Below are 22,265 nucleotides of genomic sequence, written 5' to 3' on the forward strand. Positions count from 1 at the left end.
TGAAAACTTCTGTAACTGGGAGCGCGCTCAAGCGACCTGCCGCCTCGGTATACTCGCCGCGGGCCTTACAGGCCGATGAATGCGCGTATTCCGATGACGGCCGCCCGCAAGGGCGTCCCGCGGCACCGAAGCCGCCGCGGCCACCGGGTATGACTCGACAATCAACGACATAAGCAGAACGATGAAAAAGAGCGTAGCGATCACCCTTGGCGTGGTCATAGTGGGAGCAGGAAGCTGGGTAGGCGCCACGTGGTACACCGGCAAGCGCATCGAGGAAAGCTCGCAGCGCCACCTGGCCGAGGCCAACGAGAAGCTGGCCAAGATCACGCCGCTGTTCGGCCTGCGCATCGATCAGTTGAAGTACGAGCGCGGCCTGTTCTCGACGCAGGCGCGTTATGGCCTGTCGTTCGTCAAGAGCGACAACACCCCCGACGGCATGCCCGCCGGCATGGTCGAATTCGACGCCTCCATCGAGCACGGCCCCTTCCCCAAGAGCGCCCTGGCGCGCGGCGCGATCGCCCCCAAGCTGGCCTTCGTCCACAGCGAAATCGCCAAGACGGACAATATCAAGGAGCTGTTCGAGCTGACCAATAACGTCTCGCCGCTGACTGGCGACGCCATCGTCAGCTTCGGCGGCTTCGCCACGTCGACCGCCCGGATCGCCCCGGTGAAGATCGCCCACGAGGGCAACGCGGTCGACTTCAGCGGCATGACGATCAACGGCACGTTCGACCGCTCGCTGCAGGCCGTCACGGCGCATGCCCTGATGGAAACGCTCTCGGTGAACGGCGAGAAGTCGAACGATCCCATCAAGATGACCATGTCCGGCCTGACGATGGACGTCGACAGCCGCATGGGCAAGTTCGGCCTGTCCATCGGCGACTCGAACATCAAGATCAAGCGCATCGACGTCCTCAAGCCGGACGTCGACGTCAAGGTCTCGCTGGACAACCTGGGCTACGGCGTCAAGCTGGCCGAGGACGACAAGACCATCAACGCCGAGGCGACCTACCGGACCGGCGACATCACCCTGAACGACGTGGCGCTGGGCAACGGCCAGGCCGTCCTCAAGGTGGCCAAGCTCGACGGCGCCGCCGTCAAGCAGCTGTCGGACACCTACAACCAGATCGTGCGCCAGTACATGATGGGCGCCAGCGACGAGGGCCTCAAGGACGAACAGTTCGACGTGCTGCTGGACAACGCCGGCAAGCTGCTCAACGGCAACCCGTCGTTCAGCATCGATCCGATCAGCTGGAAGACCGCCAAGGGCGAAAGCAAGCTGACCTTCGCGCTCGACCTGGCCAACCCGCCCAACGTGAAGGACCTGACTCCCCAGGAGATCGTGGTCAAGGCCATCAAGCAGATCGACGCCACGCTCGTCATCTCCAAGCCCATGGTGCGCGACCTGATCGTGCAATACGCCATGAAGAAGGAAGGGATGGACGCCGAAAAGGCCGGAGTCCAGGCCGACGAGCAGATGCGCTCGGTCTCCGGCATGGCCGAAATGCTCAACGTCGGCAAGAACGACGGCGACAACATCGTCGGCAAGTTCCACTTCGCCGACGGCATGGGCGACCTGAACGGCACGAAGATCCCGGCTGAAGAACTGTTCGCCGGCCTGCTCGGCGCGGCCGGCATGGACGGCATGGACGAAGAAGGCGAGCCCGAGGGCCTGGACATGGATCCGGAAGAACCCGCGGCCGCCGCGGTGCCGTCCGACCTGATGCAGGATTTCGACCTCGACACCGTCAACGCCATGCTGAGCGACATGTCGTACTCGCCCCGCAAGGAAGACGGCGAGGAAGGCCCGGTGCTGGTCCTGCAGCCCAACAATACCGGCGCCAGCGACCTGCGCGTCGAGTTCCTGTGCAACGACTTCACGGAAAAGTGCCACGACCTCGTCGTGACCGCGACCTACAGCAGCAAAAAGCCGATGTCGCTCAAGGCCATCAATTCCTGGAACCAGGAATACCGCTGGACGCGCGCCTACCTGGACGACAAAAGCCAGGCCGTGCTGCAGATGGACATGAATTCCGAAGGCGGAATCGGCAAGGAAAACCTGCAGATCCTGCTCAACACGTTCTTCAGCATCGCCGAAGACTTCTCCGCCGCCGGAAAGGCGGCCAAGTAAGCCCCCGGCAGTCCAGGACGAAAAAAATCCCTCATCTTGCGATGAGGGATTTTTTTTGGGGAGGCCGCCGCCCCTGGAGGGACGGCCGCCCTACGCCCGGCTTTACGCGTAGGCTTCGACCGGCAGGCAGGCGCACACGAGGTTGCGGTCGCCGTAGGCGTTGTCCACGCGCGCCACCGGCGGCCAGTACTTGGCGTCGCGCAGGGACGCGACCGGATAGGCCGCCTGCTGGCGCGGGTAGTCGTGCAGCCATTCTTCGGCCAGCAGCATCTGCGCCGTATGCGGCGCGTTCTTCAGGACGTTGTCCTCGCGATCGCGCTCGCCGCGCTCGACCTGGGCGATTTCCTCGCGGATCGAGATCATGGCGTCGATGAAGCGGTCCAGTTCGGCCACGCCTTCCGATTCGGTCGGCTCGACCATCAGCGTGCCCGCGACCGGGAAGCTCATGGTGGGCGCGTGGAAGCCGTAGTCCATCAGGCGCTTGGCGATGTCCTCGGCGCTGATGCCGCTGGTTTCCTTCAGCGGACGCACGTCCAGGATGCACTCGTGCGCCACGCGGCCGTGACGGCCGGCATACAGCACCGGATAGTGGTCGCGCAGGCGCGTCGCGATGTAGTTGGCGTTCAGGATGGCCACTTCGGTCGCGCGGCGCAGGCCGTCGGCGCCCATCAGGGCGATGTACACGTACGGGATCGGCAGGATGCCGGCGGAGCCGAAGGGCGCGGCCGAGACCGGGCCGATCTTGGCGTCGCCGGGCAGCTTGCCCTGCTCGTTCACCACGCCCGGCAGGTAGGGCGCCAGGTGCGCGCGCACCGCCACGGGGCCCACGCCGGGGCCGCCGCCGCCGTGCGGGATGCAGAAGGTCTTGTGCAGGTTCAGGTGGGAGACGTCCGAACCGAACTTGCCCGGCTGCGCCACGCCGACCATGGCGTTCATGTTGGCGCCGTCCAGGTAGACCTGGCCGCCGGCCTTGTGAACCAGATCGCAGATCTCGGTCACGGCTTCCTCGAACACGCCGTGCGTGGAGGGATACGTGATCATCAGGGCGGCCAGCTTGTCGCCGACCTGTTCGATCTTGGCGCGCAGGTCCGGCAGGTCCACGTTGCCGTTGGCGTCGGAAGCCACCACCACCACGTCCATGCCGGCCAGTTGCGCCGAGGCGGGGTTGGTGCCGTGCGCCGACGATGGGATCAGGCAGATGTTGCGCTGGTGCTGGCCGTTGGCCTGGTGGTAGCCACGGATCGCCAGCAGGCCGGCGTACTCGCCCTGCGCGCCCGAGTTGGGCTGCAGGCTGATGTTGTCGTAGCCGGTGATCTCGCACAGCGCGGCCGACAGGCGGTCGATCAGCTCGTTGTAGCCCTGGCTTTGCGAGGCGGGCGCGAACGGATGGATCAGCGCGAATTCGGGCCAGGTGATGGGGATCATCTCGGCGGTCGCGTTGAGCTTCATGGTGCACGAACCCAGCGGGATCATCGTGCGGTCCAGCGCCAGGTCCTTGTCGGCCAGCTTGCGCAGGTAGCGCAGCATGTCGGTTTCGGACTGCACGCTGGAGAACACGGGGTGCGTCAGGATCGCGCTTTCGCGCGCCAGGCCGGCGGGGATGCCGCCCGCGGCGGCCGCGTCCAGCGCGTCGAGGTCGAGTTCGACGTCATCGCGCTCCAGGCCGGCGGCGAAGACGTTGACCAGGGCCTGCAGGTCCGCCGCGGTCACGGTTTCGTCCAGCGAGACCGCCAGGCGGGCGCCGTCGACGCGGCGCAGGTTGATGCGGGCGCAGTCGGCTGCCGCCAGGATGGCGGGGGTGGCCGCGCCGGTTTCCAGCAGCAGCGTGTCGAAGAAGGTGTCGTTGGCGACCTTCACGCCCAGCTTGATCAGCTCGGCGCGCAGGATGGCGGTGCCGCGCTGCACGCGCTGGGCGATGCGGCGGATGCCCGCCGGGCCATGCCACACGGCGTACATGCCGGCCATCACGGCCAGCAGCACTTGCGCGGTGCAGATGTTGGAAGTTGCCTTCTCGCGGCGGATGTGTTGTTCGCGCGTCTGCAGCGCCAGGCGCATCGCCGGGTTGCCCTGGGCGTCCTTGGAGACGCCGACCAGGCGGCCGGCCATGTTGCGCTTGAACGCGTCCTTGCAGGCCATGAAGCCCGCGTGCGGGCCGCCGAAACCGAACGGCACGCCGAAGCGCTGGGCCGAGCCGATGGCGATGTCCGCGCCCCACTCGCCCGGGGCGGCCAGGAGGGCCAGCGCCAGCAGGTCGGTGGCGACGGCCACGATCGCGCCTTGCGCGTGCGCGGCGTCGGCCAGCTTGCGGTAGTCGGACACGGAGCCGGTGCTGTGCGGGTACTGGAGCAGCACGCCGAAGCACTCGGGCAGGCCTTCGGCCTCGTCGCCCACCGCGATCTCGATGTCCAGGCCTTCGGCGCGCGTGCGCACGACTTCGAGGGTCTGGGGATGCACGTGCCGCGAGATGAAGAACACCGGGCTCTTGGACTTGGCGCTGCGGCGCGCCAGCGTCATGGCTTCGGCCGCGGCGGTGCCTTCGTCCAGCAGCGAGGCGTTGGAGATGTCCAGCCCGGTCAGGTCGGCGACCATGGTCTGGTAGTTCAGCAGGGCTTCGAGGCGGCCCTGCGAGATCTCCGGCTGGTACGGCGTGTAGGCCGTGTACCAGGCGGGGTTCTCAAGAATGTTGCGCAACACCACGTTGGGCGTTTGCGTGCCGTAGTACCCCTGGCCGATGTAGCTGCGGTAGACCTGGTTGCGGCCCGCGATCTGCTTCAGTTCGGCCAGCACGTCGGTTTCGCTGCGCGATTGCGGCAGCGCCAGCGGGGCCTGGCTGCGGATCTTGGGCGGCACGACTTCCTCGATCAGGGCGTCCAGGCTGGCGCTGCCGATGACGGCGAGCATGGCGGCCTGGTCGGCGTCGGAAGGGCCGATGTGGCGGGGGATGAAGTCGGTATGGGTGTCTAGGGCGCGCGACATGGGGAGATCTCGGGGTAGCGGATGCCGTCGGAGGACGGTCGGTATTGCATCTGGCGGAGCGGGCGCGGCCGCAATGGCCGCGCGCGCCCCGACCGGCTTAGCCGTTGGCGACGGCTTCGTAGCCGGCGGCGTCCAGCAGCTTGTCGGCATCGGCCGCGTTGACCGGCTTGATCTTGAAGATCCAGGCGGTGAAGGCCGATTCGTTGATCAGGTTGGGATTGTTTTCCAGCTCTTCGTTGAAAGCGACGATCTCGCCGGCCACCGGCGCGTAGATGTCGGAGGCGGCCTTGACCGACTCGACCACGCCCGCGGTCTCGCCGGCGTTCAGCTTGGCGCCGACCTTCACGTCGCCGACGAAGACCAGGTCGCCCAACTGGTCCTGGGCGGTATCGGTGATGCCGACGACGAACACGTCGCCTTCGGCTTTGACCCATTCATGGGACTCGGTGTACTTGCGATCGGTGGGCAGACTCATGGGAACTCCTGAGGGAATGCGGGTAGATGAATGGTGTTGCGCGCCTCGCGCGGGCGGCCCTGGCGCCCCTGGGGGGCCGGCGCCCGCGCGAAGCTTCGAGTTTACGAGTGTTCGACGGCTTTGCCGTTACGGACGAACGGCAATTTGCAGACCTGGGCGGGCACCCACTTGCCGCGGATATCGACCTCGACCGCGTCGCCCGGACGCACGCCTTGCGGCAGGCGGGCAAAGCCGATCGACACGCCCAGCGTGGGGGACATGGTGCCGCTGGTGAGCTCGCCCATGCCTTCCTTGGTGCGCACGGCCATGTGGGCGCGCATGACGCCGCGCTCCTGCAGCTTCAGGCCGAGGAAGGCCGCCGGCGTGGCGAACTGCTCCAGCGCCTCGCGGCCGATGAAACGACGCTCGGCGTCCTTCAGGGACACCGTCCAGGTCAGGCCGGCCTGGCCGGGCTGCACCAGCTCGTCCATGTCCTGGCCGTAGAGATTCATGCCGGCTTCCAGGCGCAGCGTGTCGCGCGCGCCCAGGCCGCAAGGACGCACGCCCTGGGCCACCAGGTCGCGCCACAGCTGCACGACCTCGGTCGCGGGCAGCACGATCTCGAAGCCGTCCTCGCCGGTGTAGCCGGTGCGGGCCACCAGCGTGTCGTCGCCGACCACGGCCGCCACAAAGGGCGTCAGCGGCTCGGTGGCGGCCTGCCAGGCCGGGCGCGCGGCCCAGACCTTGGCGCGGGCATTGGGGCCCTGCACGGCCACCATGGCCAGGTCGCGGCGCGGCGTGATGGCGACGTCGAAACCGTCCGCCTGCTTCACGCGCTGCATCCAGGCGATGTCCTTGTCGGCCGTGCCGGCGTTGACCACCACGCGCCATTCGTCAGCGGCGAAGAAATAGATGATCAGGTCGTCGATCACGCCGCCCTGGGGATTCAGCATGCAGCTGTACAGCGCCTTGCCGGGCACGGTCAGCTTGGACACGTCGTTGGCGACCAGGCGCTGCAGGAACGCGAACGCGTCCGGGCCGGCGACGTCGACGTTCAGCATGTGCGAGACGTCGAACATGCCCGCGTCCTGGCGCACGGCATGGTGCTCTTCCAGCTGCGAACCGTAGGCCAGCGGCATGTCCCAGCCGCCGAAGTCGACCATTCGGGCGCCAGAGGCGATATGTTCTTCGGCCAGCGGGGTGCGTTTGAGGGATGCGGACATGCGCGGGAACTCCGGGACGGCAGTGTTGCCAGGGTTACGGAATGCCGTTGATGCCAGGCGGGCTGCGCCTGCTCAACGGCTGAATCTTCCGCCCCTCTGTCCTTTTGCCTGAGAGTTGCCCCGCGCAGGGCGGGTTTGCACCTTCGGCGCCTGGGCTGCTCGCTATGTCCCTTGTTCCAGGGGCGGCGCCAGGTCTCTCCAGAGTACTGTTTTGCCGCGTCCGCTCGGTGAAAAACCGGGACAGGGCAAGCATGGGCGGTATGGGTTACCTGAGCGATTCCGGGCGAATTGCGCCTTCGGCGGCGGCCGTGAAGACAGGCCGCTCTCTCCCGCAACATGCGTGACAGCGGCGAAAGCATACAACGAAAAGCCGCCGCCAGGGAATGCCTGGCGGCCGGTTCCGGGGCCCTTCACGGGGGGCTGCCGTCAGCCCAGCGCGGTGTCCAGCAGCATCATCAGCACGAAGCCCAGCATCAGCCCGCAGGTGGCGTAGACCTCGTGCCCCTTGCGGTGCGATTCGGGGATGATCTCGTGGCTGATCACGAACAGCATCGCGCCCGCGGCGAAGCCCAGGCCCCACGGCAGCAGCGGTTCCGACCAGCCGACCACCGCCGCGCCCAGCACGGCGCCCAGCGGCTCGACCAGGCCGGACAGCATGCCCAGCGCCACCGCGAACGCGCGCTGGTAGCCGGCGGCCAGCAGCGCGACCGCCACGACCAGGCCCTCGGGGATGTCCTGGATCGCGATGCCGGTCGCCAGCGCGGTGCCGCGCACGGGATCGTTGCCCGCGTAGCCCACGCCGATGGCCAGGCCTTCCGGCAGGTTGTGCAGGGTGATGGCGAAAACGAACAGCCAGGTGCGACGCAGCCGATGCGCCTCTATGCCTTCCCTGCCCTTGATGAAGTGCTCGTGCGGCAGCGTGCGGTCCATGAGTAGCAGCACGGCCGCCCCCAGCAGCACGGCGGCGCCCACCGTCAGGCCCGCGCCCCAGGGGCCGTAGCCCAGGTCGCGGCCTGCGGCGATGCCCGGCGCGACCAGCGAAAAGGCGCTGGCCGCCAGCATGACCCCGGCGCCGAAGCCGAACATGCTGTCCTGCATCTTCTGCGGGATGCTGCGGGCGAACAGAATGGGCACGGTCCCCAGCGCGGTCGCGCCGGCGGCGACCAGGCCGCCCAGCAGGGCATCCGCCACGTGCGGCGCGCGCACGTCCAGGTAGGCCCAGAGCTGATGCAGCCCCAGGCAGGACACCAGCACGGCCAGGGTCCAGACGCTGATGCTGGTGGCCGCCGGCCGCACGCGATGACGGCTGAAGGTATTCATATGCCGCTGCCCTCCTTGGGAGAGAGGCGCTCAGCGCTTCGCCGCGGCGTAGCGGCGCGCCACTTCAGGCCAGTTCACGACATTGTAGAAGGCGGCGATGTATTCCGGCCGCCGATTCTGGTACTTCAGGTAATAGGCATGCTCCCAGACGTCCAGCCCCAGGATGGGCGTATTGCCCTGCATCAGCGGGCTGTCCTGGTTGGCGCTGCTTTCCACGACCAGCTTGCCGGCAGGGGTGACGCTGAGCCACGCCCAGCCGCTGCCGAAGCGGGTCAGCGCGGCCTTGGTGAAGGCTTCGCGGAAGGCGGCCATGCCGCCCAGGTCCGACTCGATGGCCGCGGCCAGGGCGCCCTCCGGCTCGCCGCCGCCTGCGGGCGACATGACCGCCCAGAACAGGCTGTGGTTGGCATGGCCGCCGCCGTGGTTGCGCACCGCGCCGCGGACGGCCTCGGGCAGCTGCTCCACGCGCGCCACCAGGGACTCGACGGGCTCGTCGGCCGACAGGCCCGCGCCTTCCAGCGCCGCATTCAGGCCGTTGACGTAGGTCTGGTGGTGCTTGCTGTAATGGATCTCCATCGTCATCGCGTCGATGTGGGGCTCCAGGGCGTCGTAGGCGTACGGCAGGGGAGGAAGGGTATAGGCCATGCGTGTCTCCGTCGGATCCGCCCCCGGATTGGGGCTGAATCAATATCGAAAACATAAATGATATTTATTTTTATTTAATATCACAATGGCAGAGGCGCGATCCGGGCGGCGATGGCGAGGCGCTATCGCCCCCGCCGCCCTACAGCGCCTTGCCGCAAGCCACGCCCGAGGCCCAGGCCCACTGGAAGTTGTAACCGCCGAGCCAACCGGTGACGTCCACCGCCTCGCCGATGAAATACAGGCCGGGGGTGGTCTTGGCCTGCATGGACTTCTGGTCCAGGCCGCGCGTATCCACGCCGCCGCGCATCACCTCGGCCTTCTTGTAGCCGGCGGTGCCGCTGGGCACCAGCGTCCACTGGTGGATGTCCTGCGCCAGCGCGCGCAAGGTCTTGTCCGGGGCATCGGCCAGGCGCAGCGCCGCCAGTCCGGGCTTGCCCTGCTGCTCGGCCAGGTGCAGCCAACGGTCGGCCAGGCGCTTGGGCCAGAGGCCGCCCAGCACCGTGTGCAGCTGCTGCCGGTTGCCGGACTTCGACGCCAGCAGTTCCGCCGCCAGGTCGCGGCCCGGCGCCAGGTCCACCACGATGGGTTCGCCCGGCTTCCAGTAGCTGGATATCTGCAGGATGGCTGGCCCCGACAGGCCGCGGTGGGTGAAGAGCAGGTCTTCCAGGAATTCGCCGCGGGCCTTGCCCTGCCCCGTGCTCAGGCCGACTTCCAGCGCCACGCCGGACAGTTCCGAAAGGGACTGCCACGCGACGGGATCGAAGGTCAGGGGCACCAGGGCGGGCCTGGGCTCCACCACCTTCAGGCCGAACTGCCGCGCGATCTTCAGGCCGAAGTCGGTGGCGCCCAGCTGCGGAATCGCCATGCCGCCCGTGGCCACCACCAGCTTGGCGGCGCGGATCGGCCCCTGGCCGGTGCGCAGCTCGAAACCGTGTTCGCCATGCGCGATCTCGGCCACCGGGCAGCCCATGCGCCACTGCACGCCGCCCGCGTCGCATTCGGCGCGCAGCATCTCGATGATGGATTCGCTGGAATCGTCGCAGAATAGCTGCCCGCGGTGCTTCTCGTGCCAGGCGATGCCGTGGCGCTTGAGCAGCGCGAGGAAATCCTGCGGCGTATAGCCCGCCAGGGCCGAGCGGCAGAAATGCGGATTGTCGGAGAGAAAGTTGGCGGGCCCGGCGCCGATGTTGGTGAAATTGCAACGGCCGCCGCCGGAAATGCGGATTTTCTCCGCCAGGCGGCTGGCATGGTCGACCAGCACCACGCGCAGGCCGCGCTGGCCGGCAACCGCTGCACACATCATGCCAGCGGCGCCGGCGCCGAGTACGGCTACATCGAACATCAGGATCCGGGTCAGTCTTCGATCAGGCAGTCGACGTAGTAACGCTTCTCGCCGTCCGGACCCACTTCATCGGCCAGGCCGTGGATATAGGTTTCGAAACCGGGGAAGCGCTCGTTGAACTCGCGCGCGAACTGCAGGTACTGGACGATGGTGCGGTTAAAGCGCTCGCCCGGAATCAGCAGGGGAATGCCCGGCGGATACGGGGTCAGCAGCACGCCGGTGACGCGGCCTTCCAGCTTGTCGATATCGACGCGCTCGACTTCGCGGTGCGCCATGCGGGCAAACGCGTCGGACGGCTTCAGGGCCGGGACCATGTCGCTCAGGTACATCTCGGTGGTCAGACGCGCCACGTCGCGCTCGCGGTAGGCCTCGTGGATCTGTTGGCACAGATCGCGCAGGCCCATGCGCTCGTAACGGCGATGGCCGCGGCAGAAATCCGGCAGGATGCGCCACAGCGGCTGGTTGCGGTCGTAGTCGTCCTTGAACTGCTGCAAGGCGGTCAGGAGCGTGTTCCAGCGGCCTTTGGTGATACCGATGGTGAACAGGATGAAGAAGGAGTACAGGCCCGTCTTCTCGACCACCACGCCATGCTCGGTCAGGTACTTGGAGACCAGCGCGGCGGGGATGCCGGTTTCGCCGAAGCTGCCCGACATGTCCAGCCCCGGGGTGATGACCGTGGCCTTGATCGGGTCCAGCATGTTGAAGCCTTCGGCCAGATCGCCGAAGCCGTGCCAGTGGTCGTTCGACTCCAGGATCCACTCGTCGCGGTTGCCGATGCCTTCGGACACCAGGCGGTTCGGGCCCCAGACCTTGAACCACCAGTCGTTCTTGCCGAACTCCGACTCCACCTTGCGCATGGCGCGGCGGAAGTCCATGGCTTCGCGGATGCTCTCCTCGACCAGCGCGGTGCCGCCCGGGGGCTCCATCATGGCCGCGGCCACGTCGCAGGACGCGATGATCGCGTACTGCGGCGAGGTGGACGTGTGCATCAGGTAGGCTTCGTTGAAGACGTTGCGGTCCAGCTTGCGGGTCTCGGATTCCTGCACGATGATCTGCGAGGCCTGCGAGATGCCGGCCAGCAGCTTGTGCGTGGAGTGCGTGGCGAACACCATCGCGTCCTTGCTGCGCGGGCGGTCCTGGCCGATGGCGTGCATATCCTGGTAGAACTCGTGGAACGACGCGTGCGGCAGCCAGGCTTCGTCGAAGTGCAGCGTGTCGACGTAGCTGCCCAGTTCCTGCTTGATCATCTCGACGTTGTAGATCACGCCGTCGTAGGTGCTCTGCGTCAGCGTCAGGATGCGCGGGTTCTTGTTCACGGCTTCGCGCGCGAACGGGTTGGCCTCGATCTTCTTGCGGATGTTCTCCGGCTTGAACTCTTCCAGCGGGATCGGGCCGATGATGCCCAAGTGGTTGCGCGTCGGGCGCAGGAACACCGGGATCGCGCCCGTCATCGTGATGGCGTGCAGGATCGACTTGTGGCAGTTGCGATCCACCACGACCACGTCGCCCGCGGCGACGTTCGCGTGCCACACCACCTTGTTGGAGGTGGAGGTGCCGTTGGTGACGAAGTAGCAGTGGTCGGCGTGGAAGATGCGCGCCGCGTTCAGTTCGGACTCGGCCACCGGGCCGGTGTGGTCCAGCAGCTGGCCCAGTTCGTCCACGGCGTTGCAGACGTCGGCGCGCAGCATGTTCTCGCCGAAGAACTGGTGGAACATCTGGCCCACCGGGCTCTTCAGGAACGCCACGCCGCCGGAGTGGCCGGGGCAGTGCCAGGAGTAGGAACCGTCCTGCGCGTACTTGACCAGCTCGCGGAAGAACGGCGGCGGCAGGCTGTCCACGTAGCTGCGCGCTTCGCGGATGATGTGGCGCGCCACGAATTCGGGGGTGTCCTCGAACATGTGGATGAAACCGTGCAATTCGCGCAGGATGTCGTTCGGAATGTGTTCCGAGGTGCGCGTCTCGCCGTACAGGTAGATCGGGATGTCGGCGTTGCGGAAGCGCAGCTCGCCGATGAAGGCGCGCAGGTTCTTGATCGCGCTGGCCACGTCCTCGGGCGAGTCCACGTCGAACTCTTCATCGTCGATCGACAGGATGAAGGCGCTGGCGCGGCTTTGCTGCTGGGCAAACGAACTCAGGTCGCCATAACTGGTCACCCCGATCACCTCGACGCCCTCGGCCTCTATCGCCGCGGAAAGGGCGCGGATGCCCAGGCCGGACGCGTTCTCGGAACGGTAGTCCTCGTCGATGATGAAAATGGGGAAGCGGAATTTCATGCGGGCGCTCCTGGGGGCAAGGCGGAATCGGACGCGTATCGCGGCGCGAGTGTACAGCTAGTAAGAATCCGCCTGATGACAGACGGCGCGAGCACCCGCCAGGGTGGCGGGAATGGCGGAATTGTAGGGCTGTTTTTCTTACAGTCCTAAGGGAAATCCCCAGAACGGAGGCACGGCCGTTGTCATCGCGCCAAAACGCGGGCTTTCGGCGCCCGGCAGCCTAGCGGATGGTGCGCGCCTCGCCGGCCTGCAAGGCCGTGATGAACAGCTCGAAATAAGGCGGAATCGCCTCCGCGGCCCCGTAACGGATCCGGCGTTCGACCTTGGCGATCGCGCCGAAGCAGACTTCGTTGCCGGGTTCGCCGCAGACCAGCACCACCGGGTCCTCGTCGTCGCAGACTTCATACAGGCCGCCATGCGCGCGGCGCCCCACCTCGTAGAGGTAGGCGGCGGCGCCGACGGTCTGCATGGGGGTCAGAGGCAAGGTCCCGAGGTGGGCGGCCTCCAGCGCTTCGTCCAGCGCATGAACGCTGGAGGGCGAGTAGTCCAGCACGGCGCCGGTCTGGCCGGCCGCCTGGACAAAATCCTGCGCGGCATCCGCCACGCGCGCCACGAACTCTTCCTGGACTTCGTCGCGCTTGGCGTCCTGGTTTATCTTGAGGAAACCGAACATCAGCGTCTCCTTTGTGAAAACCGCAAGCGGCGTAGAAACCATTATAGGCAAGCCGCCCCTCTATACTGGTCAAAGCGCGGTCAAAACGTTACCTATTCCCAACACTTGCCTCCCATGCCCTCCCCCCTGGTTCGACGCCTCGTCCCCGCGGACGCCGCCGCCCTGCGCCAATTGCGCCTGGATGCGCTCGTCGAGACGCCGGAATCGTTCGGATCGAGTTACGAAGAGGAACATACCCTGACATTGGAGGACATCCGCGCCTGGATCGCGCCGGCGGACGATAGCGCCATGTTCGGCGTCTTCGACGAGGAAGCGCTGGCCGGCATGGTCGGCGTGGGGCGGCAGCGCAAGCTGAAGATGCGCCACAAGGCGCACATCTGGAGCATGTACGTGGCGCCCGCCCGGCGCGGCCAGGGGCTGGCCAGGCTGCTGATGCAGGCGGCCATCGCGCATGCCGGGGCCATGCGCGGCATCCGCCACGTGCAATTGAGCGTGGCCTCGAACAATACCGCGGCCGCCGCCCTCTACCTCAGCCTGGGCTTCGCCGAATATGGACGCGAGCGCGAAGCGTTGTGCGTCAATGGCCGGTACTACGACGAAACCCTGATGGCGCTGGCCCTGTCCGGCAAGTAGCGCGGCCGCTCAGGCCGCGCCGGGCCGGCGCCGCGCGCCGTACATGCAGATCTGGTTGCGGCCGCCGTCCTTGGCGCGGTAGAGCGCCTGGTCGGCCGCCTTGATCACCGCCTCGGGTCCGCGCAGGCTGTCGCTGCGTTCGGCCACACCCATGCTGACGGTGACCCGCAGGGGCCGCGCACTGCGCCCGTCGCGGCCGCCGCGCCGGCGCATGCCGAGCTGGTCGGCCTTGGGGCGCGCCGGCTTGTCGCGCAATCGCATCTGGTAGGCCTCGATGGCGCGCCTGACGTTTTCCAGGTGCGGCTTGCACTCGGCGGCGGTCTTGCCGGGAAAGACCAGCGTGAACTCTTCGCCGCCGAAACGGTAGGCATGCCCGCCGCCCGGCACGCGGCGCAGCTGGGCCGCCACCATGCGCAGGACCTGGTCGCCCACGTCGTGGCCATGGGTGTCGTTGAAAACCTTGAAATGATCCACGTCGGCCATCGCCAGCGCGTAGACCCGCCCGCCCATGCGCTGCAGCCGCTCGTTCAGCGCGCGCCGGCCGGGCAGGCCGGTCAGTTCGTCGAGGAACGCCATGTGGAAGCCTTCATGCGCCAGCGAGACGCACAGGGCCGTCAGCGCGGCGGCGGACATCAGCGCCAGTTCGATGGGATGCTGGCCCCCGCGCGGCAGGGCCCAGGCCATGCACACGAAGCCGAGCCACTGCCCGGCCTGCTGCGGCCGGCCATAGCGCAGGAGCAGCAGCGTCAGGGCCAGGCCCGTGGCCAGCAAGGCGATCAATCCCTCGATCGGCACGTTCAGGTGGCCGAGCTTGCCCTGCACCGACAGCACGCCCAGGGCGCCCGCGACGCCGTCCTTGCCCGCCAGCGCGATCGCCGCCGCGCCCAGCCCCATGAGGCCCACGCGCGCCGCCATGTCCATCAGCATGCTGGACCGCTCCGACCACAGCGCATTGATCGCATAGGCCAGGGACCACCACGCCATGGCGGGGCCCAGCGCCCAGGGCGCTTCCGCCGCCAGCGTCGGCCAGGCCGCGGTGGCGGCGAGCACGCACAGCATCAATGCCAGCGTCTGCGAACGCTGGTACATGAAGCAGGTCGCCGCGCCGATCAGGGCCATGGCCCAAGGCACGAACGGCACGATCAGCGTCAGTGCCGGCGGCCACTCCCGCCACAACAGCAGCGCCACCGCCGCGGCCACCGGCAGCGCGGGATAGAACAACAGGGGCAGCCAGGGAACATGGGGGTAACGCACGGGTCGGGGCCTTGCTCACGCTTGCGGAAATGACGTCGCCAAATCGGCAAACACATATAGTGTCATTTACGGACGCGGCGAGGGGTTCTTTAGCACTCGGGGCACATCGCGCCGCGCGCGTGCTATGTTTTCCGCCTGCCCTCCCGGAAGATTCCCATGCGCCTCCTCGTCAACATCGACGTGCCCGATCTCGAACATGCCATCGATTTCTATCGCCGCGCCTTCGGGCTGAGGCTGCAGCGCCGCCTGGGACCAAAGGCCGCGGAGATGCGCGGCGCCGACGCGCCCATCTACCTGCTGGAAAAAGCGGCCGGCACGCCCGCCGCGGGCGCCACGCGGCAACCGCGCGACTACGCGCGGCACTGGACTCCGGTGCACCTGGACATGGTCGTGGAGGACGCGGACCGCGCGGTCGAACAGGCGGTGGCGGCGGGCGCGCGGCTGGAAGATCCGGCCGTCTCGCACGCGTGGGGCCGCATCGCGCACCTGAGCGATCCCTACGGGCACGGCATCTGCATTCTGCAGTTCCTGGGACGGGGCTACGACGAGCTGGCCGCGCCCGACATCCGGTACGCGCCCGTCACGGAGGCGGATTTCGAAACCCTGCTGGCGCTGCGCATCGAGGCCATGCGCGAAAGCCTGGAGCGCCTGGGGCGCTTCGACCCCGAGCGCGCGCGCTCGCGCCTGCGGGCCACGTTCCGGCCGGAGCACACCTGGTCCATCGAGCTGGACGGCCAACGGCTGGGGTTCTATGCGCTGCGCCCGGACGGCGACGGCTTGCGCCTGGATCACCTGTACCTGCGGCCCGGCGCCCAGGGTGAAGGCCTGGGCGGCCGGGTGCTGCGGCGGATCCTGGACGAGGCCGACGGCCTCGGGCTGCCGGTGCGCGTGGGCGCGCTGCGCGGCAGCGACTCCAACCGCTTCTATCGGCAGCATGGATTCGTCCAGACCGCCGAAAGCGAATGGGATATCGATTACCTGCGGCCGGCGCCCGCGCCGGCCGGCTGAGGGATCAGGTGCGCGGCAACGTGACGCCGCGCTGGCCCTGGTACTTGCCGCCGCGGTCGCGGTAGGACGTCTCGCAGACTTCGTCGCTTTCCAGGAACAGCATCTGCGCGCAGCCTTCGCCGGCGTAGATCTTGGCCGGCAGCGGCGTGGTGTTCGAGAATTCCAGCGTCACGTGGCCTTCCCATTCGGGTTCCAGCGGTGTGACGTTGACGATGATGCCGCAGCGCGCGTAGGTGCTCTTGCCCAGGCAGACCGTCAGGACGCTGCGCGGGATGCGGAAATACTCGACCGTGCGGGCCAGCGCGAAGGAATTGGGCGGGATGATGCAGACGTCGCCCTTGAAATCCACGAACGAACCTTCGTCGAAATTCTTGGGATCGACGATGGTGGAGTTGATGTTGGTGAAGATCTTGAATTCGTCGGCGCAGCGCACGTCGTAGCCGTAGCTGCTGGTGCCGTAGCTGACGATGCGCCCGCCATTGGCCGTGCGGACCTGCCCTGCTTCGAAGGGTTCGATCATGCCGGCTTCGGCCTGGCGGCGGATCCAGCGGTCGCTTTTGATGCTCATGGTGGGAATGGTGCTAGGGAATGGAATGGAGGCCATTTTATCCCGAGAGCGGGCGCGCCGCCGGCAGCCGGGCGGGACGGTATCGTCCCGCCGCGCCTCAATTGCCCCAGAAAGTGCGGTAAACCAGCGCGATGCCGTTGACCGCCCCGCCCTTCAGGTCCACCGAAAGGCCGCGCGCCAGGCGGTAACTGGCCCGGCCCACGGTGTCGCTGCCCGCCAGCGCCTGCTCCACGCTGAGCGTGATCCCGTTGGCGAAGGACTTGCTGGCCACCAGGAATTGCGTGGCGAGCTGGCTGTCGCTGTCCCGGTTTACGTCGCCGGCCACCGTGCGGTCGGGGAGGATGCTGCCGGAACTGCCGATGTTGCCCGTCTTGATGCTGACGTCGTCCAGCCCGAACTGCTTGTAGAACGGCTGGCCGCCCCCGAGCAGCGCCGTGCCCACGGACATCAGCAGCGCGGCGTCGCCGCCGCTTTCGTCGGGGCCGCGGCCCAGCAGCAGCCAGGACAGCTTTTCCACGTCGCTCACGTCCGGATAGGACACCAGGTCGATGCGCGGGCGCTGCGCGGTGCCCACCACCTTGACGCCCGCCTCGACCTGTTCGCCCGTGCGCAGCGCCTCGATGTCCAGCAGCGGGTTGTCCAGGCGGCCCTGGAAGGTCAGCGTGCCGCGGCTGAGCCGCAGCTTCTGGCCGTAGGCCTCGATGCCGCCGCCCCGGGTGCGCAGCGCGCCCACGCCGGTCAGGCGCCCGTCCTGCAGCAGGATCTGGATGGATCCCAGCAGGCCGGCGTCCAGCCCCATGCCCGTGATGTAGAAGCGCGGTCCCATGTCGAACTTCAGGTTCATGGTGGTCTGCAACGGCGTGGAGACCGTGCCGGGGTCGTCGCCCGGCCGTCGCACCTTGACGTCGTCGTCCAGCGACGGCACGCCCTGAAGGATCTCCAGGCTGAACCAGCCCGCGTCCGCCTTCAGGTCGCCCACGATGTCGATGCGCGGCATGGCCGCCTTCACGTCGATGACGCCGGACACCATGGCGTACCGGTCCGAGCGCTGCAGGGCCGGGAAGCGGTACAGGGTCAGGCGGATGTCGCCGCCGCCGTCGATGAAATTCCACTGCCCCTTGGCCTCGGCGTAGCCGCCCTTGGCCTCGGGGTTGGTGGTGATCCATTCCTTGGTGCGCCATTCGGCAGGCATCACCCGCAGGGAAGCCGGGAAACGCAGGCTCTCCAGGATCACCCGGTCGCCGTCCAGGCGCGCGGACAAGGTGCCGTCGATCAGCCGCACGCCATCGTCGATGCGCACCACGCGCAGCTTGTCGCCGCGGATGTTGCCGCTGGCCGACCATTTGCCCGCGAGGGTGCCCTGGGCTTCCAGATTGGCCTTCACCGCGCCGCCCACTTCCATGGAGTCGCCCACGAACAGGCCGACCCAGGCCAGGTCGGCGATGTCGGCATCCAGCTTGGCGCGTAGCGGCTGCCGCGGATCCAGGGCCATGCCGCCCTTGGCGTCCACCGCCAGCACGGCGGTGCCGGTGCCGTTGACGACGCCCATCTTGTCGGTCGCCAGATTGATCCTGGCATCCAGCCGGCTGGCATTGGCGGAAGTCGGCGTGGCGGTCACGTCGAGCACCAGCGCCTTCAGGCCCAGCGGGATGGGAGGGTCGCCCGGGATCAGCAGGTCGCCTTCGCGGCGCGTGATGCGCGCCTTGCCGCCCAGCCGTCCGTCGAACTTCAGGTCCCACAGCACGTCCAGCCCGATGCGGCGCTGGCCTTCCGGAATCATCGCGTTCACGCGGTTGGGCCGCTTGCCCAGCTTGGCCGCGGCCTCGGGATCGACCGCGCCGATCACCTGGCGCGCCATGGCGGCCGTGATCACCAGATTGTCGGCCTGGCCGGCGGTTTCCCAGCGCTTGCCACCGCCGCGCGATCCCTGGTGCGCCAGCACGATGCGTTCCTTGCCGGGCAGGGTCAGGCTCAGCGCCGTCTGCCCCACCTGCCATTGCCACTGCGGCTCCACCGCGGACGGCAGGTAGGCCAGCGTGACCTGCCGGTCCGCCGCGACGGTGAAGCCGGCGGTCTCGGCCGTCAGGCGGGAGAACGTGCCGCGCCATCCCGTCAGGGCCGCGTCGGGCGCGCCCGCCGGGCCCTTGCCCCAGGCGCCGGCGAAGGCGATGACGGCCTTGGCGGGCGCCTCGCCCAGCACGCCCGAGCGCGGCCTGGGCGGCGTGTAGCCCGCCGCGAGCTCGCCGCGATGCGCGGCCAGCGTGCCCGTCAGCTTGCCCTTGAGCTCTGCGCCGCCCGGGATGCCGGGCCAGAACGCGTCCAGCTGCGGCGCCTTGGCGTCCAGCGACAGCGCGCCGTCGCGGGCGTCCAGCTCGCCGGCGGCCTGGATCTGGTTGCGGCCCAGTTTCAGGTCTACGTCCAGGCCGTGGATGCGCAGCCCGGCCAGCGGGTCGCCCTCGGGCGCGGCGGGCTCGGCGCCGGCCGCCGCGATGTCCACCTGAGCCTTGAGCCCTCCGCTCAGGGGCTGCCTGTTCCAGCGCGTGCCTTCTTCGAAACGCAGGTCTACCGCGGCGTGGCGCAGCTGGCTCAGGTTCTCGATCTCGGCGCGCACATCGCCGCGCACGGTCAGCACGGCGGGCGGTATGTCCTTGCCCAGCCACGGCGACAGATCCAGGCGCTGGGCGCTGATCGTGCCCGCGATGCGCTCGCGGCCCTCGCCCTGGACGGCGTCCGATTGCAGGTCGAGCTGGGCGGCCAGGGTCGATTTGTCGGGCAATTGCGCCCGCGCCCGGGCGCTGCGCAGCACCAGCGCCGTGCGCGGCGCCAGGTCGGCGGTCACGTCCAGCAGCAGGCCGGAGCCTTCGCCGTCCAGCTTGGCCTGGATACCATCCAGGGAGCCGGCGGCGTCCGCGCGCAGCACCACCTCGCAGGCGGGCCGGGGGGCCTCGGACGGCGAGGCGGGCGCGGCGTCCGCCGCCTTGGGGGCCGCGGCGTTGGCGTCCGCCGCCTTGGCGTCTGCCGCCTTGGCGGCGGCTGCCTTGGCATTCGCGGCCTTGGGGTCCGCGGTCTTGGGATCGCGCTTGCCGGCGCCCGCCTTGGCGTCGCTCTTGGGCTCGACCTTGGCGTCGCCCTTGGAATCAGGTTTCCGGTCCGCGCCCTGCGCGCGGTCGAACACGCCGCTCAGCTTGTCGGCTTCGCACAGCGGGGAATCGGGACCGGCGCCGCGCGCGGTCACGTCCAGCCGCGCGGCGAACGGCCAGGGATCGGCCATGCCTTGCAGTTCGGCCTGGCCGGTGATGTCCGCCTGCCCCGCTTCGTGGCCCACGCGCAGGCTGGCGATACGCAACTGCGCGCCCTGCTTGCCCGCGGCGAAGGTGGCCTCCAGCCGGCCCAGGGTCACGGGCAGGGGCTGTCCGTCCTGTTCCAGCTGGAAGTCGCCCAGCGCCAGCCGGTCCACGGCGATGTCCACCGGCAGCGCGGGCAGCGAGAACGGCTCGCCGTCGTCTTCCGCGGGCGGCGTGTCGGACGACGGGACCAGCGCGACGCGCACCGAGCCCGCCGAGACCTCGCGCACGTGCAGCAGGCGGTCGCCCAGGGCGCGCCAGTGCACGTTCAGGCGCAGGTCGGTGATATCGATGCGGGTTCCGCCCGCGTCCAGGTCCAGCTTGCCCACCGAGACGCCGCGCAGCAGCGACCCGTTCACGTCCAGCGCCTGGCCGTTCAATTGCTGGGCGGCCGTGGTCAGCAGCAGCCGCGTGCCGCTCTGCGAGCCAGCCAGCCAGAACAGGAACCCGCCCGCCAGCACCGTCAGCATGGCCAAGCCCGGCAACCACCACACCAGCACGTGGCGCAGGAATTTGCGCAAGCCCTTCAAAACGCGATCCCCAGGGAGAAATGCAGGCGCAGGTCGCGGTCGCGCTGGCCGTAGGCGACGTCCAGGAACAAGGGCCCGGCCGGCGTGCGCACGCGCGCGCCGACGCCGTAACCCACCGCCATCGACATGTCGCCGAACGATTCCGCGGCGTCGCCCGCGTCCACGAACACGCCCATGCCCCAGCGCTCGTTGAAATAGTGGTCGTACTCGATACTGCCGACCAGCAGCGCAGGCGCGCCCACCACGGCGTCATCGCGCTCGACCCCGATGCTCTGGTACTTGTAGCCCCGGATCGAGCGCGCGCCGCCCGTGCGGAAACCGAAATCGTCCGGCACCCGCACTTTGCTGTTGGACCACACCCGGCCGACCTCGCCGCGCACGGTCAGCACGTCCAGCTTGCCGATGGGCCACCATTTCTGGGCCCGCAGCCGGGCGCGGGTATAGGGCTCGCCGGTGTCCAGCGTCACGCCCACGCCGCCGCCCACCGCGATCAGGTTGCCTTCGCGCGGGTCGTACTTGTTGTCCACGTCGCGGCGCAGCCACTCGGCCGTGGCAGTCAGGGTGGGCAAGGTGTAGCGGTCGCCGCCGTCGATCTTCACGTGATCCTGCGCCAGCAGCAGGCCCCAGCGGGTTTCGTATTCGACCCGGCTGTCGCCCGCGCCCTTGCGTTCCTGCAGGCGCGTCGCCCCCAGGGCGTAACGCGTCACGTCCAGCCCCTGGATGTCGGAGTGGTCGTACAGCAGGCCGATGGAATCCTTGTAGCCGCGCTCGTTCGGGGGCAACAGGAAATCCGAGTAGACGCGCTGCTGCAGCCGGTCAACGCTGAAGCCCGTTTCCAGGGTGAGCGGCTGGCCGAACACCACGTTCTGCCGGTACAGCGATTCCACGCGCAGGCCGGCCTCGTCGTCCACGCCGATCGAACCCGTGAAACGCTTGGGCGGCGCTTCCACCACCCGCACCTGCACGGGCAAGGTCACTTCGCCGTTCGAATCGTAGGCAGGCGGCGGCGCGGGCATGGCGCCGGACACGGAGGGATCCCCCGCCGGCGTGTTGGCGGCCAGGTCGGTCGAACCCGGCGCGCGCGCGCGGTCGGCGTTGGGCGCGGGGGTTTGCTGCGCCTGGCCCGGCTGTTCCAGCGACACGAACGCGCCGCGAAAAAAGGCCGTGGATTGGAGATCCTGCTGCCAGGTGTCCAGCTTGTTCTGGTCGTAGGCGGTGCCCGGCGAATAGCGCACATAGCGCTCGACCAGCTTCTCGGGCACGCGCTTCAGGCCTTCGGTGGTGAGCTCGCCCATGCGGACCTGGGGGCCGCTGTCTATGGTGACGCGCAAGGCGGCCGAGGCCTTGTCGGCCTCGATCTCGGCTTGAGACGCGGTCATGCGCGCCAGCATGAAATCGCGCGAGGAGACCGCGTCCAGCAGGGTCGACTTGGCCTTGTTCCAGTCGCTGTTGATGAAGGGCTGGCCCGCCTTGAGCTGCCAGTCGTCGCGCAGCTTCTGCACCCGCGAGGCGAACTCCGGCCGGGTGATGCGGCCGGTGAAGTTCAGGTCCACGGACGAGACGGTCGTGCGCTTGCCGGCGACGATGCCGATGTCCCAGGTTTCTCCGCCGATGTCGGTGCCGGCTTCGAGCGTCACCGTGGGCGAGAAATACCCCTGGGTGGCCAGGGCCGCCAGCGTCGCGTCGCGCGCGCGACGCCGCAGGCGGTTGATTTCACCGCCGTCCTGGTCCTCGGCCAGCCGGGCGATCGCATCGACCGCCTCGGTGATGGCCTGGAGCGCGGCCGGCGGCACGCCGCCCGGATCCACGATGATTTCCGGGCGCTTGGCCGCCGCCTCGCCCGCCATCGCACAACATCCAGCCAAGAAGGCGCGGGCTGCCCACCGCATGC

15 protein-coding genes and 2 riboswitches are annotated in these 22,265 nt (G+C 68.4%); of the genes, 3 read left to right on the top strand and 12 right to left on the bottom strand.

The window, feature by feature from the left end:
• The first annotated feature begins 181 nt into the window (after positions 1-181).
• A complete protein-coding gene (locus ADE01S_RS02630; protein WP_062679910.1) occupies positions 182-2,131 on the top strand; it encodes a DUF945 family protein in 1,950 nt (649 codons plus the stop codon).
• 102 nt (positions 2,132-2,233) lie between these two features.
• On the opposite strand, the gene gcvP is transcribed toward ADE01S_RS02630, so the two are convergent.
• From gcvP to ADE01S_RS02670, 8 genes are all read right to left on the bottom strand, one after another.
• A complete protein-coding gene (gene gcvP / locus ADE01S_RS02635) occupies positions 2,234-5,107 on the bottom strand; it encodes an aminomethyl-transferring glycine dehydrogenase (protein ID WP_062679911.1) in 2,874 nt (957 codons plus the stop codon).
• 97 nt (positions 5,108-5,204) lie between these two features.
• Entirely contained in the window at positions 5,205-5,582 is a 378-nt protein-coding gene (gene gcvH, locus ADE01S_RS02640) for a glycine cleavage system protein GcvH (protein WP_042795177.1), read from the bottom strand.
• 101 nt (positions 5,583-5,683) lie between these two features.
• Entirely contained in the window at positions 5,684-6,784 is a 1,101-nt protein-coding gene (gene gcvT, locus ADE01S_RS02645) for a glycine cleavage system aminomethyltransferase GcvT (RefSeq protein WP_062679912.1), read from the bottom strand.
• An 86-nt stretch (positions 6,785-6,870) separates the two neighbouring features.
• Positions 6,871-6,996, bottom strand: a riboswitch (glycine riboswitch).
• 34 nt (positions 6,997-7,030) lie between these two features.
• A riboswitch (glycine riboswitch) is annotated at positions 7,031-7,126 on the bottom strand.
• An 84-nt stretch (positions 7,127-7,210) separates the two neighbouring features.
• Positions 7,211-8,104, bottom strand: coding sequence for a ZIP family metal transporter (locus tag ADE01S_RS02650; RefSeq protein ID WP_062679913.1), 894 nt, complete (start codon positions 8,102-8,104; stop codon positions 7,211-7,213).
• A gap of 30 nt (positions 8,105-8,134) precedes the next feature.
• Positions 8,135-8,749, bottom strand: coding sequence for a superoxide dismutase (locus ADE01S_RS02655; protein ID WP_062679914.1), 615 nt, complete (start codon positions 8,747-8,749; stop codon positions 8,135-8,137).
• Between the two features lie 139 nt (positions 8,750-8,888).
• Positions 8,889-10,091 carry a BaiN/RdsA family NAD(P)/FAD-dependent oxidoreductase gene (locus tag ADE01S_RS02660; protein ID WP_062679915.1) on the bottom strand — a complete coding sequence of 401 codons (1,203 nt, stop codon included), beginning with the start codon at positions 10,089-10,091 and terminating at the stop codon, positions 8,889-8,891.
• Positions 10,092-10,102: 11 nt separating this feature from the next.
• Positions 10,103-12,364 carry an arginine/lysine/ornithine decarboxylase gene (locus ADE01S_RS02665; RefSeq protein ID WP_062679916.1) on the bottom strand — a complete coding sequence of 754 codons (2,262 nt, stop codon included), beginning with the start codon at positions 12,362-12,364 and terminating at the stop codon, positions 10,103-10,105.
• Between the two features lie 220 nt (positions 12,365-12,584).
• On the bottom strand, positions 12,585-13,037 hold the full coding sequence (locus ADE01S_RS02670; protein ID WP_062679917.1) for a hypothetical protein: 453 nt from the start codon (positions 13,035-13,037) through the stop codon (positions 12,585-12,587).
• A 114-nt stretch (positions 13,038-13,151) separates the two neighbouring features.
• On the opposite strand from ADE01S_RS02670, the gene ADE01S_RS02675 reads away from it, so the two are divergent.
• Entirely contained in the window at positions 13,152-13,670 is a 519-nt protein-coding gene (locus ADE01S_RS02675; protein WP_062679918.1) for a GNAT family N-acetyltransferase, read from the top strand.
• A 9-nt stretch (positions 13,671-13,679) separates the two neighbouring features.
• Here the strand turns inward: ADE01S_RS02675 and ADE01S_RS02680 are convergent, their stop codons facing one another.
• On the bottom strand, positions 13,680-14,924 hold the full coding sequence (locus ADE01S_RS02680; protein WP_062679919.1) for a GGDEF domain-containing protein: 1,245 nt from the start codon (positions 14,922-14,924) through the stop codon (positions 13,680-13,682).
• 156 nt (positions 14,925-15,080) lie between these two features.
• On the opposite strand from ADE01S_RS02680, the gene ADE01S_RS02685 reads away from it, so the two are divergent.
• Positions 15,081-15,932: a GNAT family N-acetyltransferase gene (locus ADE01S_RS02685; protein WP_062679920.1), complete on the top strand. Its 852-nt coding sequence runs from the start codon at positions 15,081-15,083 to the stop codon at positions 15,930-15,932.
• A gap of 4 nt (positions 15,933-15,936) precedes the next feature.
• Here ADE01S_RS02685 and dcd read toward each other — a convergent pair whose 3' ends face one another.
• The 3 genes from dcd to ADE01S_RS02700 all read right to left on the bottom strand — a co-directional run bounded on the left by dcd (position 15,937) and on the right by ADE01S_RS02700 (position 22,263).
• On the bottom strand, positions 15,937-16,500 hold the full coding sequence (dcd, locus tag ADE01S_RS02690) for a dCTP deaminase (protein WP_041654363.1): 564 nt from the start codon (positions 16,498-16,500) through the stop codon (positions 15,937-15,939).
• A 97-nt stretch (positions 16,501-16,597) separates the two neighbouring features.
• Positions 16,598-20,374, bottom strand: coding sequence for a translocation/assembly module TamB domain-containing protein (locus ADE01S_RS02695; RefSeq protein WP_082775666.1), 3,777 nt, complete (start codon positions 20,372-20,374; stop codon positions 16,598-16,600).
• Positions 20,371-22,263: an autotransporter assembly complex protein TamA gene (locus ADE01S_RS02700; protein ID WP_062679921.1), complete on the bottom strand. Its 1,893-nt coding sequence runs from the start codon at positions 22,261-22,263 to the stop codon at positions 20,371-20,373. The genes ADE01S_RS02695 and ADE01S_RS02700 overlap by 4 nt, the downstream gene beginning before the upstream one ends.
• Positions 22,264-22,265 lie beyond the last annotated feature (2 nt).

This window comes from Achromobacter denitrificans NBRC 15125, assembly GCF_001571365.1.
GTDB lineage: Bacteria > Pseudomonadota > Gammaproteobacteria > Burkholderiales > Burkholderiaceae_B > Achromobacter > Achromobacter denitrificans.